This window comes from Sphingorhabdus buctiana (assembly GCF_042680825.1).
Classification (GTDB): Bacteria; Pseudomonadota; Alphaproteobacteria; order Sphingomonadales; family Sphingomonadaceae; genus Sphingorhabdus_B; species Sphingorhabdus_B buctiana.
Genome location: NZ_JBHUEL010000011.1, coordinates 221,317 through 236,981 on the forward strand (window position 1 = coordinate 221,317; position 15,665 = coordinate 236,981).

The 15,665-nt window shown below is 59.0% G+C and carries 18 protein-coding genes; 2 read left to right on the plus strand and 16 right to left on the minus strand.

Annotation, left to right across the window (positions count from 1 at the left end; all coding sequences use genetic code 11):
• Positions 1–8: 8 nt before the first annotated feature.
• The 11 genes from ACFSAG_RS13620 to msrB all read right to left on the minus strand — a co-directional run bounded on the left by ACFSAG_RS13620 (position 9) and on the right by msrB (position 8,947).
• Entirely contained in the window at positions 9–467 is a 459-nt protein-coding gene (locus ACFSAG_RS13620; RefSeq protein ID WP_381515842.1) for an SRPBCC family protein, read from the minus strand.
• Positions 468–472: 5 nt separating this feature from the next.
• Positions 473–835, minus strand: coding sequence for a HesB/IscA family protein (locus tag ACFSAG_RS13625; protein WP_374612892.1), 363 nt, complete (start codon positions 833–835; stop codon positions 473–475).
• Positions 835–1,305, minus strand: coding sequence for a DUF59 domain-containing protein (locus tag ACFSAG_RS13630; protein ID WP_374612894.1), 471 nt, complete (start codon positions 1,303–1,305; stop codon positions 835–837). Before ACFSAG_RS13630 ends, ACFSAG_RS13625 begins: the two co-directional genes overlap by 1 nt.
• Positions 1,302–2,516: an aminotransferase class V-fold PLP-dependent enzyme gene (locus ACFSAG_RS13635; protein ID WP_381515849.1), complete on the minus strand. Its 1,215-nt coding sequence runs from the start codon at positions 2,514–2,516 to the stop codon at positions 1,302–1,304. The genes ACFSAG_RS13630 and ACFSAG_RS13635 overlap by 4 nt, the downstream gene beginning before the upstream one ends.
• Positions 2,516–3,265: a SufD family Fe-S cluster assembly protein gene (locus ACFSAG_RS13640; protein WP_381515851.1), complete on the minus strand. Its 750-nt coding sequence runs from the start codon at positions 3,263–3,265 to the stop codon at positions 2,516–2,518. Before ACFSAG_RS13640 ends, ACFSAG_RS13635 begins: the two co-directional genes overlap by 1 nt.
• Positions 3,262–3,654 carry a hypothetical protein gene (locus ACFSAG_RS13645; RefSeq protein ID WP_381515854.1) on the minus strand — a complete coding sequence of 131 codons (393 nt, stop codon included), beginning with the start codon at positions 3,652–3,654 and terminating at the stop codon, positions 3,262–3,264. Before ACFSAG_RS13645 ends, ACFSAG_RS13640 begins: the two co-directional genes overlap by 4 nt.
• Positions 3,651–4,394, minus strand: a complete 744-nt coding sequence (gene sufC, locus ACFSAG_RS13650) for a Fe-S cluster assembly ATPase SufC (protein ID WP_374612898.1) — start codon at positions 4,392–4,394, stop codon at positions 3,651–3,653. Before sufC ends, ACFSAG_RS13645 begins: the two co-directional genes overlap by 4 nt.
• Before the next feature lie 46 nt (positions 4,395–4,440).
• Entirely contained in the window at positions 4,441–5,922 is a 1,482-nt protein-coding gene (gene sufB / locus ACFSAG_RS13655; protein ID WP_374612900.1) for a Fe-S cluster assembly protein SufB, read from the minus strand.
• Complete coding sequence (locus ACFSAG_RS13660) at positions 5,919–6,323, minus strand: SUF system Fe-S cluster assembly regulator (RefSeq protein WP_374612902.1); 405 nt, start codon at positions 6,321–6,323, stop codon at positions 5,919–5,921. Before ACFSAG_RS13660 ends, sufB begins: the two co-directional genes overlap by 4 nt.
• A 108-nt stretch (positions 6,324–6,431) precedes the next feature.
• Positions 6,432–8,507 carry a transglycosylase domain-containing protein gene (locus ACFSAG_RS13665; RefSeq protein ID WP_381515859.1) on the minus strand — a complete coding sequence of 692 codons (2,076 nt, stop codon included), beginning with the start codon at positions 8,505–8,507 and terminating at the stop codon, positions 6,432–6,434.
• Between the two features lie 47 nt (positions 8,508–8,554).
• Positions 8,555–8,947: a peptide-methionine (R)-S-oxide reductase MsrB gene (msrB, locus tag ACFSAG_RS13670; RefSeq protein WP_381516186.1), complete on the minus strand. Its 393-nt coding sequence runs from the start codon at positions 8,945–8,947 to the stop codon at positions 8,555–8,557.
• Positions 8,948–9,043: 96 nt separating this feature from the next.
• On the opposite strand from msrB, the gene ACFSAG_RS13675 reads away from it, so the two are divergent.
• Positions 9,044–9,556, plus strand: a complete 513-nt coding sequence (locus tag ACFSAG_RS13675; RefSeq protein ID WP_381515862.1) for a DUF4402 domain-containing protein — start codon at positions 9,044–9,046, stop codon at positions 9,554–9,556.
• A gap of 4 nt (positions 9,557–9,560) precedes the next feature.
• On the opposite strand, the gene holA is transcribed toward ACFSAG_RS13675, so the two are convergent.
• From holA to ACFSAG_RS13695, 4 genes are read right to left on the minus strand one after another with little or no spacing between them, the layout of a single operon-like run.
• The gene (gene holA / locus ACFSAG_RS13680; protein ID WP_381515865.1) at positions 9,561–10,589 is read right to left on the minus strand and encodes a DNA polymerase III subunit delta; all 1,029 of its coding nucleotides are present in this window, start codon (positions 10,587–10,589) and stop codon (positions 9,561–9,563) included.
• Between the two features lie 11 nt (positions 10,590–10,600).
• Positions 10,601–11,092: an LPS assembly lipoprotein LptE gene (gene lptE, locus ACFSAG_RS13685; RefSeq protein ID WP_381515868.1), complete on the minus strand. Its 492-nt coding sequence runs from the start codon at positions 11,090–11,092 to the stop codon at positions 10,601–10,603.
• Positions 11,089–13,599 (minus strand): leucine--tRNA ligase, encoded by a 2,511-nt coding sequence (gene leuS, locus ACFSAG_RS13690; protein WP_381515871.1) that lies wholly within the window; start codon positions 13,597–13,599, stop codon positions 11,089–11,091. Before leuS ends, lptE begins: the two co-directional genes overlap by 4 nt.
• 60 nt (positions 13,600–13,659) lie before the next feature.
• Positions 13,660–14,088: a DUF3576 domain-containing protein gene (locus ACFSAG_RS13695; RefSeq protein WP_374612912.1), complete on the minus strand. Its 429-nt coding sequence runs from the start codon at positions 14,086–14,088 to the stop codon at positions 13,660–13,662.
• A gap of 255 nt (positions 14,089–14,343) precedes the next feature.
• Here ACFSAG_RS13695 and ACFSAG_RS13700 point away from each other — a divergent pair, with 255 nt between their 5' ends.
• The gene (locus ACFSAG_RS13700; RefSeq protein ID WP_374612914.1) at positions 14,344–15,090 is read left to right on the plus strand and encodes a hypothetical protein; all 747 of its coding nucleotides are present in this window, start codon (positions 14,344–14,346) and stop codon (positions 15,088–15,090) included.
• Between the two features lie 7 nt (positions 15,091–15,097).
• Here ACFSAG_RS13700 and ACFSAG_RS13705 read toward each other — a convergent pair whose 3' ends face one another.
• Complete coding sequence (locus ACFSAG_RS13705) at positions 15,098–15,649, minus strand: thiamine phosphate synthase (RefSeq protein ID WP_381515874.1); 552 nt, start codon at positions 15,647–15,649, stop codon at positions 15,098–15,100.
• Positions 15,650–15,665 lie beyond the last annotated feature (16 nt).

The following is a 15,665-nucleotide window of genomic DNA, read 5'->3' on the forward strand; positions in this document are numbered from 1 at the left end:
ACCCGCCCTCAGTCGTAAGCAAACCGTCGCGCTACCAGTCGCTGCCAACGGCGCTGTCTATAGGCATAAAACAACCGCGCAAATGCCCAAATCAACGGCGTCAAAAAGCCTGCCTCAATTTCAACGCGGTCGATATAGCGGGCGCCTGTACCTTCGGCGGTTATTTCGATCCAGTGATCCCATCGTTTGATCAACCGGCTATAGCCATTGTCACGCACCACATATTTGCCGGAGGCCTGCTGGGGCATTTCAATGCGAATGGCCTGCCATCCCACGGGCAGCCAACCGAAAAGCAACATCCAGACACGGTATTCGCCCTCTACCCATTTGTCGGGAAACGGCTTCCCCTTGGGAAGAAAGCGGATCATACCGCGCGTGACATAGTGCAACAATTTAGGCGTCTGGACATGCGCCCAAATGGTCTCAGGTGTGGCGTCGAGAAATGTGGACAACTCTACGCGACGCATCAGGTTTATACCGTAAAGCTCTCGCCGCAACCGCAACTGCCGGTGGCATTGGGGTTGTTGAACACAAAGCCTGCGGTGAATTCGTCTTCCTGCCAGTCCATTGTCGAACCGACGAGATAGAGCACCGAACCGCCGTCGATGAAGAAGGTGCCGCCGGGGGTTTCGATGCGTTCGTCAAAGGCATTGGCTTCGCTGACATAATCGACCGAATAGGCCAACCCCGAACAACCGCGGCGCGGGGTGGACAGTTTCACGCCGACTGTACCCTCGGGGGCATTGCGCATCAGTTCGGCGACACGTTCTTCAGCCGCAGGCGTCAGCGTTACGGCGGCGGGCATAGGGCGGCGTGTTTTGGTTTCCGTACTCATCACAGCATCCCCAGTTCGAGGCGCGCCTCATCGGTCATCTTGTCTGGCCCCCATGGCGGATCCCAGACGAGGTTGACCTCGGCATCGCCGATTCCGGGTACGGCACCGACGCGAAGTTCGACTTCGCCGGGCATGCTTTCGGCAACCGGGCAATGCGGTGTGGTCAACGTCATCGTCACCATCGCATGCCCACCATTGATTTCGACGCCATAGATCAGGCCGAGATCATAAATGTTCACCGGGATTTCAGGGTCGTAGATTTCCTTGAGCGCCGAGATGACGGCTTCGTACAGGTCACCCTCGGGTTCTCCCGGTGCTGGCGAAGCAGGCTTTTGCGCAAGGAAGCCTTCAAGATAGTCCTTCTTGCGCTCCAGCTTCTCAGCCGGAGTCTCTGCATCTTCGACACGCGCTTTTGGCGGTGCGGGAACGCTGTCGACTTCCTCGACCATGATTTTCTGCTCTTCGCTCATCCGAAGATCCTCTTCACCCGTTCAAGGCCGCGAACCAGTGCCGCGACATCGCTTTCATCATTGTAAATCCCGAAGCTCGCCCGCGCGGTGGCGGGGACGCCCAGATGTTCCATCAGCGGCTGCGCGCAATGATGGCCGGCGCGAATTGCCACGCCTTCTTCATCCAATATGGTGCCGACATCGTGCGGATGCACCCCTTCCATGCTGAAAGAGACGATCCCTGCCGCATTCTCGGGCCCGTATAGCGTGATCGAGTTGATCGAGCGCAGTGCCTCCCGCGTCTGGCGGACGAGTTCGGCTTCGTGGGCGTGAATGGCGTCCAGCCCTATGCCATCGACATAATCGATCGCCGCGCGCAGGCCCATCACCTCGACGATGGCAGGCGTACCAGCCTCAAACCGTGCCGGCGCGGGTGCATATGTGGTCCTCTCAAAAGTCACCCGGTCGATCATCGATCCGCCACCTTGGTAGGGCAGCATGGCATCGAGCAATTCCTTGCGGGCCCAGAGCGCTCCGATTCCTGTCGGGCCATAAAGCTTGTGCCCGCTGAAAACATAAAAATCGCAGTCGAGTTCTACGACGTTGACCGGCAGCCTCGGAACCGCCTGGCAACCATCGAGCAGCAACTTCGCACCCACCTTGTGCGCCAAGGCGGCTGCCCGCTTAGCATCCAGAACCGAGCCCAGCACATTGGAAACATGCGCAAAGGCGACCAGCACATGCTCATTGGAGAGCATTGCCTCCGCCGCATCCAGATCAATCCGGCCGTCTGCCGTCAACGGGCAAACATCGATTTCATATCCGCCAAGCTGCCAGGGCACGATATTGCTATGATGCTCCAACTGGCTGAGCAGCACGCGGCCCTTTTTCGGATAGCTGTGCGCCACGAGGTTGATCGCCTCGGTTGCGCCGCGGACGAAGACGATCTCGTCTTCGCGACCACCAATAAACTCGGCCACCCGCCGTCGCGCTGCTTCATAGGCCAGGGTCATGTTCGCCGATCGCGCATAAACGCCGCGATGGACGGTGGCATAATCCTCTCCCATCGCGCGGCTGACGGCTTCGATCACCGCCTGTGGCTTCTGCGCGCTCGCCGCAGTATCGAGATAATGCCAGTCGCGCACGCCGGGGAACTGGTCGCGCAGTTCCCTGGCAAGACCACCGCCTTCATTTTCCCAGCGGCCCAATGCGCGATCGGAGACGATTTCCATCAGAACGTCCCTCGCAACGCGGCTTCGGCATAGCCTGTCATATGGTTGCGCCACTTGGTGTCGCCAATTTCGCCATAAGCCTCAGCGACGAAAGCCTGCATCAGCAGGTTGCGCGCCTCCGCCATCGGCAGGCCGCGTTGCTGCGCATAGAACAGCGCCATATCGTCGAGTTGGCCAATGGCGCAGCCATGCGCGCATTTGACATCGTCGGCATAGATTTCGAGTTCGGGCTTGGCGTTAATCGTCGCGGTGCGGTCCAACAGCAGGCCCTTCGCACCGAGAGCAGCATCAGTCTGCTGCGCATCTTTTGCAACGTCGATGCGGCCGATCATCGTGATTGTCGCTTTGTCCATCGCGACGCCGCGCATCACCTGGTTAGAGGTTGCGCCCGGCGCGACGTGGCGAAGGCGGGTGACGATCTCGGTGACTTCCTCACCGCGTCCAATACCGACCGCGCCCAATTCGAAGTGCGCGCCTTCGGCTAGCGTCACATCAATGTCGAGCCGCTTGTAACCGCCACCGGTAAGCAGGAAAAATGCTTCGCAGCGCGCGCCTTCAGCGATGTTGATCTGATAGCGCTGGATATCGACCTTGTTCGCAGCACCCGTCGAAACGCATTTGTATATCGGACGCGTCGCACCCGCCTCGACAGCAATATGCTCCGCCTCGGGCAATGCTTTCAGCCCTGCCAAAACCTCGGCAGGTGCATAGCGCCATTCCTCATCGCGGCGGGTGGGAAGCGCGCTCATACGCACCTCTTATATTTTGCGCGCGGCTGCTGCAGATACCGCCTGTCATCTTCGACATAGGTCTCGATCGACAAAGAGCGGCCGTTTTTTCCGAGTTTCAGGTAACTCCCTACCGGGTTGATCCCCTCCTCGGAACCTTCTTCCATATAGGATGCGTGGACATCAATCTTGCGTTTGGAAAGGCTGCGAACTTCGATGACAATATATTGGAACTTGGCCGTTTCAGGTTCGCTTGCTGCATCAACGATGCTGTCGTCATGGATCAGGATCGATCCTGCCGCAGTCCCAGCCGCGCAATCCACCTTCGCCGGATACCAGCGACCTTGAAAGTCCACCGGAATGGCGTTGGCGCTGCTTGCGGTAGCGGCAAGGGCAAGTGTCAGGCTCACGCGGCCAATTCCTTATAACCCTCACGCTCCAGCTCGAGCGCGAGTTCCGGGCCGCCGCTGCGCGTGATGCGGCCATCGGCGAGGACGTGGACGAAATCGGGCTGCACATAATCGAGCAGGCGCTGGTAATGGGTGATCAGCAGCACCGCCTTGTCGGGGCGGCGCATGATGCGGTTGATGCCTTCGCCGACGACGCGCAGCGCATCGATATCAAGGCCGCTGTCGGTTTCATCGAGGATCGCGAGCGCAGGATCGATAATGCCCATCTGCACCATCTCGTTGCGCTTCTTCTCACCGCCCGAAAAGCCGACATTCACCGGCCGCTTGAGCATTTCCATATCCATGCCCATCGCATCCGCCTGCGCACGGGCGAGCTTGAGGAATTCGCCGCCGGACAGCGGTTCCTCACCGCGATGCTTGCGTTGGGCGTTCAATGCCTCGCGCAGGAACTGGACGTTGGATACGCCGGGGATTTCAACCGGATATTGGAAGCCGAGGAACAGGCCGGCCGCAGCGCGCTCGTGCGGGTCCATGGCGAGCAGGTCTTCGCCGTTGAAAGTGACCGAACCCTCGGTCACTTCATAACCGGGGCGACCCGAGAGCACATAACCCAGTGTCGATTTGCCCGCACCATTCGGCCCCATGATCGCATGGATTTCGCCCGCGTTGAGCGAGAGGGTAAGGCCCTTGAGGATCGGCTTGTCCGCGACCGTGGCGTGGAGGTTGGTTATTTGGAGCATGTTTCGCGTTTCTTTTCAAAAATTTGTTCAGCATCGGGCCTTCGCCTTAGCCAACCGACCCCTCAAGGCTAATGCCCAGCAACTTCTGCGCCTCGACCGCAAATTCCATCGGCAGTTGCTGCAACACTTCCTTGGCAAAGCCGTTGACGATCAGGGCGACGGCTTCCTCCTGCCCCAGCCCGCGTTGCATCGCGTAGAAGAGCTGGTCGTCGGAAATCTTGCTGGTGGTCGCCTCATGCTCGATCTGGGCACTGGGGTTGCGCACCTCGATATATGGCACGGTGTGTGCGCCGCAGTCGCTGCCCAACAGCAGACTATCGCACTGGGTGAAGTTGCGCACACCTTCAGCATTGGGAGCCACGCGCACCAGCCCGCGATAGGTATTATTACTCTTCCCCGCGCTGATGCCCTTGGAAATGATCGTCGAACGGCTGCCCTTGCCATTGTGGATCATCTTGGTGCCGGTATCGGCCTGCTGGTAATTGTTGGTCACCGCGACCGAATAAAATTCGCCGACGCTGTTTTCGCCGTTGAGGACACAGCTTGGATATTTCCAAGTCACCGCGCTGCCGGTTTCGACCTGCGTCCAGCTGACCTTGCTGTTCTTGCCCTGGCACAAGGCGCGTTTGGTGACGAAATTGTAGATTCCGCCTTTGCCCTCCGCATCGCCGGGATACCAGTTCTGCACGGTCGAGTATTTGATCTCGGCATCGTCGAGCGCGACCAGCTCGACCACTGCTGCATGGAGCTGGTTTTCATCGCGCATCGGCGCGGTGCAGCCTTCGAGGTAGCTGACATAACTGCCCTTGTCCGCAACGATCAAAGTGCGTTCAAACTGGCCTGTATTTTCCGCATTGATGCGGAAATAAGTGGAGAGCTCCATCGGGCAACGCACGCCTTCAGGGATGTAGACGAAGGTGCCGTCCGAGAAGACCGCGCAATTAAGGGTCGCAAAATAATTGTCGTGCATCGGCACAACCTTGCCGAGCCATTTGCGGACCAGATCGGGATATTCCTTGATCGCCTCGCTGATGCTGCGGAAAATGACACCGGCGCGTTCGAGTTCGGCGCGGAAAGTTGTCGCCACGCTGACGCTGTCAAACACCGCATCGACCGCCACCTTGCGCGCGCCTTCGACGCCGGCGAGCACTTTCTGCTCCTCGATGGGAATGCCGAGCTTCTCGTAAACCTTCAGGATTTCCGGATCGACCTCGTCGAGGCTTTCCAGCTTTTTCTTCGCCTTGGGCGCGGCGTAATAATAGGCATCCTGATAATCGATCGGCGGAACGTTGAGCTTCGCCCAGTCAGGCGGCGTCATTTCCTGCCACATGCGAAATGCCTTCAGCCGCCATTCGAGCATCCATTCGGGTTCGTTCTTCTTCGCTGAAATGAAGCGAACAGTGTCTTCGTTCAGGCCTTTTTCGGCAAATTCGGTTTCGATGTCGGATGACCAGCCATGCTCATAATCGGCAACCTTGTCCGCAGCCTCGCGCGCTGCGCGGTCCTTGATCTCGATTTCGTCAGTCATGCTTGCACCAGGCTCGTCAATTTCACATCGGCGAGCGCGCCGCGCACCGCCTGATTTACCACCGCCCAATGCGCTTTGACGTTGCAGTCCGGCTCAATTGCGCAGTTGCAGCTTGCGGCGTTGGTGCAATTGGTCATCGCGATCGGGCCTTCGACCGCCTCGATAATGTCTGCCAGCGTGATTGCCGCAGCCGGGCGTGCGAGTTGGATGCCTCCGCCAAGGCCGCGCGCCGAACGTAGCAGGCCGGCCTTACCGAGGATGCTTACCAGTTTCTGCACGGTAGGAAGTGCGATTCCCGTTTCGCTCGCCAGTTCGGTCGCAGAGGTGCGCGCACCTCCGCAATGGCGTGCAGCAGCACCCATAACAACAACAGCATAGTCGGCCATGTTCGAAAGCCGCATCGCGCGCTCCAGACTGATTCCATATAATCGGATTGGATTAGTCTGATTTATATGCGCCGCTTTTGCGCGAATATCAACCCGGTTAGTACCCCAGGGCCAATTTTTGCCTTATTGCGGGCGCGGCGATGGCGCGATGACGGTTTTAGGGCCGGAATTGCGCGCTGGAGGTTGGTCGCGATTTTCGCCGTCACGTCCACTTCGCCCAAGAGCTTCGTCAATCCATGCCTCATCGAGCGGCTCGGGCTCCATCATCTCAGGCGGTATCCCACCGGCATCACCCGGCATTCCTTCGATCGGCATACCGTTTTCGTCGACCAATATTTCCTCGCCATCTTCGCCGAGCATCATTTCCTCATCCTCAAGACGTTCGGGGAAAGTCACATCGGTATCGAAATTCTCGACCGGGCGGCGGGCGACCGCCACCCGCATGAAATTGGCCCAAGCGGCAGCAGGCGCCGTCCCGCCCTGCAGATTTCCGACCGCGCGCGCATCGTCACGGCCCATCCACACGCCGGTTGTGAGGCCGGAAGAGAAGCCAAGGAACCAGCCATCCTTGTTGCTGCTGGTGGTGCCGGTCTTGCCAGCCACCGGGCGACCAATAGAGGCTGCGCGGCCTGTACCCGTGGCGACTGCGCTCTGCATCAGATCGGTCATCGCACCAGCGACATAATCCTCAACCAGCTGGATCTGGCGTGAGGGGCGATGCTGGTAAATCACGTCACCATCAATCGTGGTCACCTTGCTGATCGCGTAGGGCGTCACGCTTTTGCCGCGTGCGGCGATTGAGGCGAAGGCACGGGTCATGTCGAGAACACGGGTGTCTGACGAACCAAGGACCATGGCGGGCGTGGTCGAGATCGGCGTAGTGATGCCGAAACGGCGGGCCATGCTGGCAACGCTGCTGGTGCCGATTTCCTCACCCAGTTTCGCGGCAACCGTATTCTTCGAATAAGCAAAGGCCGTGCGCAGGGTGATCTCGCCCGAATAGGTACCGCTGCTGTTGCGCGGCGACCATCCGCCAATCGTCACCGCTTCGTCAACCACCTTGTCTTCGGGGCGGTAGCCGGCTTCGAGCGCAGCGAGGTAGACGAATACCTTCCAAGCCGAGCCCGGCTGGCGCAATGCAGTTACCGCACGGTTATAATTGCTGGTCGCATAGTCGGTACCGCCGACCATCGCGCGGACTGCCCCGTCGCGATCAATCGACACCAGCGCACCCTGCGCACCGCGCGGTACACCGTTGCGGATCGCGTCGGTAGCCGCGCGCTGCATCCCAAGGTCGAGCGTAGTCCAGACGTCGATCGGCTTTTCGGTTTCATCGATCAAATTATCGAGTTGCGGCAGCGCCCAATCGGTGAAGTAGCGGACGCTATCCTGCTTCGGCTCGGGTGCCATGCGCACCTTCGCTGGTTCAACCGAGGCCGCCTCTTCGGGCGTGATCATCCCGGCATCTTGCATAACTTCGAGTACCACGCCGGCGCGGCCGATCGCCGCCTGCGCGTCTGCCGTCGGTGAATAGCGCGAAGGCGCCTTTACGAGACCTGCGATGATGGTCGCTTCGGCGAGTGTGATGTCTTCTGCGCCATGATCGAAGAAACGGCGGCTTGCGGCATCGACACCATAAGCGCCGCCGCCGAAATAGACCTTGTTGAGATACAACTCGAGTATCTGTTCCTTGCTGAACTTGGTCTCCATCGCCATGGCGAGGATCATTTCGCGTAGCTTGCGGCCGATATCGCGGTTGTTGTTCAGATAGACGTTACGCGCCAATTGCTGGGTGATGGTCGAGGTTGCGCGCAACCCGCCACCATCGGTCAGGCTGACGACAACTGCACGCGTCAAACCATAGGGATCAATGCCGGGATGGTAATAGAAGCGGCGATCCTCCACCGCGACCATCGCATCCTTCATTTCGTGCGGAATCTCGTCAATCGGTATCCAGCGCCCAAAACTGGGACCCAAAGTCTGGATAACGGTGCCGTCTGCAGCGCGGACACGGATCATCTGCCCGTTGGGTGATGCCTTCAGATCCTCGAAACTTTCAATCTCGCCGCGCGCGATCACGACGAAAATGCCAATCACCATCAACCCCATCAGGGCGACGAGTGTTCCGATTTTGAGCGAACTGACGGCCCAGCGTTTGAACCGCGACCCTTCCGCTGCCTTATTTCCAGCTTTTGCCATTGGCGGACCTGTTACCGGTTTGCCGGGAATCCGACAAGCCGGGAAACTCAATCAGGCTGGAAATCGAGCGAGACGCTGTTGATGCAATAGCGCAGGCCATTGGGTCCTGGACCGTCAGGAAAAACATGGCCCAGATGCCCGTCGCATTTGGCACAGCGCACCTCGATGCGGATCATTCCGTGCGACGTATCGCGATATTCGGCAATCACATCGGGCGCGGCAGGCTCTGTAAAGCTGGGCCAGCCGGATCCGCTGTCATATTTGGTGTTCGATTTGAAGAGCAGCGTGCCGCAACCCCCACACAGGAAATCGCCGTCGCGCTTTTCGAGATTGAGCTCTCCACTGAATGCTCGTTCGGTGCCCGCTTCGCGCAAGACATGATATTGGACAGGGGAAAGGCGCGCACGCCATTGTTCTTCGCTGAGTTCGAGTTTTTCCATGTCCGGAATGTGTGCCTTCAGCGCCCAAGGGTCAAGAGCGACCTGCAGCGCGATTTTCACTGGAATTTAACCATAATCGGCGAAAATCCGCACAAGATGTATCGAGGCCTATCCCTGTCTTTCCTGCTTTGCGCTATCCTGCTTGCGCCTCAACAGCTTGGCGCGCAGGCGTTTGGTTCTGATCCTTTTACCCGGCAAGGTGATACCAAGGCTCGCCCTCTCAACATCGAAATCCGCAGTTCGCTCGATTTCAGCCGCGCGACGGCTACCGGTGCCAATGGTGGCAGCATAGCGATCGATCCCAACAGCGGGATGCGCACCGTCAGCGGCAATGTTGTCGATCTTGGCGGATCACCCTTTGCGGGGAGCGCCGTGATTACCGGCGAGCCGGGTCGTGCGATCCGCATCGAGATGCCGTCGACGATCAAACTATCCAGCGCGACCGGCGGATCGGTGGAGATCGTAGACTTGCGCACGAACCTATCGCCTGCGCCGCGCCTCGACATTTATGGCCGGCTCGAGTTTGCCTTTGGCGGCAATCTTTTGATCAAGGGGAATGTATCGGGCCAGTTTCGTGGCCGGATACCGATTACCGCGGAATATGAATAAGCACTCAGCGGCTGCGTGCTGCTGCCCGGGCTATACGGACCAGTTCTTCCTCCAGCAGGGTTTCGGTCAAATCCGCGCCGGTTGCCATCAGCTTTGCTTCAACTTCCAATAGGTGTCCGTTAAGCCCGGCCAGGCGCTGCGCGGTCCAACGCTGAACCTGGCGGCTGAACGCTTCCTGTTCCTTCCAGAATATCGCGCGATTCGCGCGGACAACTGCACCCGCATTCGCGCCTTCTTCCACCTTGGCACGCATTCCGGCCAGCATAGCCACACGCCGCTGCAACGCCCGGATGATGCGTATGGCTTCGATGCCAATCGCCCGCGCTTCGATGATCGTGCGGCCAAGCGCCTTGGTATCGCCATTGAGCACCTGGTTGACCAGAGCGTTGATATCTTCCTCCGCGGTTTCGGCAGCAAGCGCCGATAAAGCCTGCGGTTCAACCGTGACGATCCGATCATGCGCGGAATCGTAATAAAGCGACAGTTTTTCCAGCTCCATCGCAACCAGCCGCCTGTCCTGCCCGGTATAGCGCACGATCTGGGCCGCAAGTGTGCGGTCGATACGCAGGCCAACCGCGCCCGCAGCTGCCACCGCCTGATCGATCGCTTCAGCCTCGCTGGGCGGATAGCAGATGTAGCTCAACGCGCGGGGCGAACCTTCGATGAGGTTGCGCAGCTTGCTGGTTTTCTTGAGGTCGCCTGCCGTGGCAATTACGGGGTTCCCTGCCTGCTCCGCCAACAAAAGGTTGGCGATGGCATCAACACCCTCTTCCCGCGCGAAGTGCAGGCGTATGTGCCGGGCGCCGCCAAATAGCGACTGCGAAGCCGCTTCGTCCGCCAGCAGCGCCGGATCACCGCGCAGTTTGGCGCTATCAATCTCGATTGCTTCGCTATCGCTGCCAAGTTTAGCCACGAGAGCGCTGGCGATAGACGCCGCCGCCGATTCATCCTGCCCGAAAACGAAAAACAGCCGGATATCCGGCCGGGATTCGATTGAAGCGATGAAATCCTTTTCGCTAAGTTTGCCGCTCATCTTGCGGTCATTTACTTCGCGGACTGCGCGTAGAGCGAAAGCCGTGTGACAATCTGCTCGGCAACCTTTTGGGTCAGGTTTTCAAGTGCGGTGTTTTCCGCAGCGATCGTCGCATATTCGGAGCTGACGACATCGATACCGGCATCCGATCCGGCGGTTGCATCGAGCAGCGTCTTGTTGCTCGAAATATCGACCAACTGATAGCGCGCCCGCAATGTTCGCCGCTCCCGCGTCACAGTATCGTCGGCGCGCACGCCAAAACCTTCGATCTGATCATCCAGCTTGACCACCAGCCGGTAGCGCACGCCGCTTTCTGCACCGGCACCCAGCCGGTCATTGAGCGCGTTGCGCATCAGCCAGCCATTTTTGCCCTCGATCGGATCAACCGCGACCGAGCCGAGCAATGCCGAGACCTGCCCCTGCGATCCGCCGCTGTAGAGAGGCGTCAAGCCGCAAGCCGACAGCAGCAGCGAAGCAAGGAACAAGGGCAGCAGTCGCATCATATGACGATGTTCACCAACCGGTCGGGTACGACGATGATTTTCTTGGGGCTTGCGCCATCCATTGCACGCTGCACCTTCTCGCTCGCTAGCGCAAGCGCTTCAAGCGCATCCTTGGACGAGCCCTTGGCCACGGTCAGCGTATCGCGCAGCTTGCCCATCACCTGCACCGCGATGGTCACTTCATCGTCGATCAGCAGCGCGGGATCATGGCTGGGCCAAGGCTGGCCTGCGATCAGGCCATCATTGCCCAATGCGACCCAGGCCTCTTCGGCCAGATGCGGTAACATCGGCGCCACGAGCAGCGGCAAGGTGCGGATAGCCGCTGCGCGAGAAGCAGAGGGCGCGGCCTTTTCGATATCATTGACCAAGCCGTGCACCTTGGCGACCGCCTTGTTGAAATGCAGCGCCTCAATATCGGCGGCGATGCCGGCAATTGCGCGGTGCAGGCTCTTGTCGAGAGCTTTGTCCTCACCCTCGGCAGGCTCAAACCCGTCAACAAGGCGCCAGACGCGGTTCACAAAGCGCCATGTGCCCTCAATCCCGCTTTCGGACCATTCAAGATCGCGTTCGGGCGGGCTGTCGGACAGCATGAACCAGCGGACGGCGTCGGCACCATATTGGTCGAACATCGGATCGGGATCGACGACATTCTTCTTTGACTTCGACATCTTCTCGATGCGGCCACGTTCTACGGGTGCACCATCGAGCGTGAATGCCTTTTCGCCTTCAAATTTGATGTCTTCAGGGCTCAACCAAGCGCCGTCCGCAGACTTATAGGTCTCGTGCGTGACCATCCCTTGGGTGAACAGCGCTGCAAAGGGCTCTGCGAAGTCCAGCTTGCCGACCTTTTGCAGGGCGCGCGTCCAGAAGCGCGCATAGAGCAGGTGCAGGATCGCATGCTCGATACCGCCGATGTACTGCCCGACCGGCAGCCATGCTTCGGCCTCTTCCTTGTCGAACGGCTTGTCGTCCGGCTGCGACGCAAAGCGGATGAAATACCAGCTCGAATCGGCAAAGGTATCGAGCGTGTCAGTCTCGCGCACCGCCGGTTCCTGGCAATTGGGGCACTTCACATGCTTCCATGTCGAATGACGATCGAGCGGATTGCCAGGAATGTCGAAGCTGACATCTTCGGGCAGTTTTACCGGCAATTGGCTGCGCGGTACCGGCAGGACACCGCAAAATTCGCAATGGATGATCGGAATGGGTGTGCCCCAATAACGCTGGCGGCTAACGCCCCAGTCGCGCAGGCGGTATTGGGTTTGCCCCTCGCCCCAACCCTCTTGCTCGGCTTTGGCGATGATGGCGGCCTTGGCTTCATCGACGCCCATGCCGTCCATCCAGTCCGAATTCACAATCCGGCCTGGGCCGGTGTAAGCAACATCGCCCTCGAATTCGCTGTCGGTGACATCACCTTCCGCCACCACGCGGCGGACTGGCAGCTTGTATTTGCGGGCAAAATCAAGGTCGCGCTGGTCGTGTGCCGGGCAACCGAAAACGGCGCCGGTACCATAATCCATCAGCACGAAATTGGCGACATAGACCGGCAGGTGCCAGCTAGGGTCGAGCGGATGTTCGACCGTCAAATTGGTGTTGAAACCCATTTTCTCGGCGGTTTCGAGTTCGGCCGCGGTCGTCCCGCCGCGTTTGCACTCGGCGATGAAATCCTGCAGCGCCGGGGCATTTTCGGCGAGCGATTGCGCCAGCGGATGGTCGGCCGCAATCGCGACAAAGCTTGCGCCATACAGCGTGTCGGGGCGCGTGGTGAACACATCGATCCCATCATGCGTGCCCGTCAGGTTGAAGGTCAGCTTCAACCCTTTGGACTTGCCGATCCAGTTTTCCTGCATCAGCCGCACCTTGTCGGGCCATTTGTCGAGGCTTTCCAAACCCTCGAGCAGTTCCTCGGCAAAATCGGTGATCTTCAAAAACCACTGGTTCAGCTTCTTGCGTTCAACGAGAGCGCCCGAGCGCCAACCACGTCCGTCAATCACCTGCTCGTTCGCCAGCACCGTCATATCAACGGGGTCCCAGTTCACCTCGCTTTCCTTGCGATAGACGAGACCTGCCTTGTAAAAATCGAGGAACAGCGCCTGTTCATGGCCGTAATATTCGGGTTCGCAGGTCGAAAGCTCGCGGCTCCAGTCGATGGCAAGACCAAGGCGCTTGAGCTGCTTCTTCATCGCCTCGATGTTCGAGCGCGTCCAGGCACCGGGATGAACCTTCTTTTCCATCGCGGCATTTTCGGCCGGCATGCCAAAGCTATCCCACCCCATCGGATGCAGCACTGCATGGCCGGTCATCGCCTTGTAGCGCGCGAGGACGTCACCCATGGTGTAGTTGCGTACATGCCCCATATGGATGCGCCCCGATGGATAGGGGAACATCTCAAGGATATAGCTTTTCGGACGCGGATCGGTCGCCGGGGGCGCGTTGAACACCCCCTGCTCTTCCCAAATTTTCTGCCAATGCCCGTCCGCCTTGAACGGGTTAAATCGTGACGCCATGGCTGGCTTCTTCCCTGTTTGTCTTCGCGCCTTCAACGCGAAGACGCGGGAATTTCTGGTTTATTCTGCGATTGCGCTCCGGCGAAGGTCGCGCGCCTTGGTAAGGATGATGCCTTCAAGCTTTTGCACGGTTGCGGCACGGGTCGCCGCTGCCACCCATTGGCCGTTTTGCAGGACTTCGCGGCTCGCAGCAACGCGAAGTGCGTCTGCGCGCAGATCCTGGTCGAGGATCGAAACCGTCAGTTTCATCCGCTCACCGGGGCTGTTCGGGTTTACATACCAGTCGGTGACGATGACGCCGCCGGCGCTATCCGCCTGCACCAATGGCATGAACGAAAGTGCATCGAGCGAGGCGCGCCACAAATAGCTGTTGACGCCGATCGTCGTCACCTGGCTTGCAGCCAGGTCGGTCTTGGGCCGTTCTTTGCCCCCGCAGGCAGCCAGTGCCAATACCGAAGCCGTGACCAGGACGAACTGGTTAAAACGCATATTGAATCCTCGCGATTTCGCTGTTTGTGCGGACGTCTCTATTCACCTTTGTTGGCGCGGGCAAGCTTTCGCGAAACTGAACCGGATTTGGCTGTGCAAATAAGGCAAAAATGCGCGGAATCCGGCTTCAAACGCAATTGATTGTAGAGTCTTTGCAACAGGTTGCCAAAAACATCGCCGTTGTGGATAAAAACATTGTCGCAGACGGGATTCAGCCTATATCTGTTCATAGATGGAGTCGTAAAAAATACGGACATGAAACGGGGTGTAACAAATCTTGGTCGCAAAGGCCGCAAGTCAGTCGCCATTTTGGCGGCCGGAAGCCTGTTGTTGTCACCAGTCCTTGTCCCTGCTTTTGCTGCACAATTTTACGAAACTTCGAGCAATTCGAACGATTGGATGAGCCGTTTCACACCCGCTGGTGTTGATAGCCGGCTCGCTGCCAAACTGGAACGAAATGCCGTTTCGGGTAACAAATTCCGCTTCACGCCCGCAGGCCTGAACCGTCGTGGCGAGAATGTGTTGACCGTCGCTGCCCGCGCCGATGCGGGCAATGCGGTGTCGATCCGGTCCGCAATCGCGCAAATCGAAGCAGGAGCGGGGAACACCGTTCGCCTGAACAATTCGAACTACCAGCTCACCGCGTCACGTGGTTGGCAGGGTTTCAAGCTGCCTGCCAATGCCGTGCAGACCCAGCAACCTCGCCTCTCGACCATGGTCGGCCAAGGCAGCTTCAAGCTGGATGATGACGCAAAGAAAAAGCCCAGCCGTTTCAACACCGATGTCAGCGTCGGCAAGGTTGGCAATGCGGCACCCAATCCGCGTGGATCGGCAGCAGCGGGCGATTATGCCTTCAATGTCGGCGGCAGCTTCTCGATTTCACGTCGCATCGACGTGACCGCAGGCGTCCGTTACGCGAGCGAGCGTGACCGCCTGATGCCCGCTGCTAACAGCAGCCCGGATAGCGAAGCCGTCTACGTCGGCACCAAGATCCGCTTCTAAAGCAACTTCATTTTGTGAAAGCGTCGATGGCTGCCCAGCCGTGAACCATGGTTTGCGGCCATTTGGCTGCCTGCGCCCGGTTCATCCCGCCAAGCGCAATCACTTTTGCAGGCTGGCATAGCCGGGCAAGCTGACCAAAACGACTTGGCCCCAGCGCGGGCTGGCCCGGGTGCGAACGCGTTTGCCGCAAGGGCGAAAGAAACAATATTCCGGCACCGTTTCGCAGCGCCTCGCGAATTTCGTTGAGGTTATGAACGGGCGCACTGTGCCATATCGCCCGGTGGCGGCTGTTACGCCGGTGGAAGCCATCGGCGTGCCATTGCGCTGCATCGCGAGCTTCACCAGCGAGGATGAGCATATGCCCACGCCTAGCGCAGATGCGTCGAACCGCAGCAAACAGTTGGCGTCGCTGCCGCTCTTCCAATTCGTAATGGCGAAAAATGACACCTGACCCGGCAGGAAGTTTTTGAATTGCAGCCAGAAGCCGGCTCCCCAGGCGAGGGTCTGTCATCAACCATGTGCGAGGAACAGGTTTTCGCAATGGCTGGAAGGCGGGCATGCCAGCGGCTATAGCG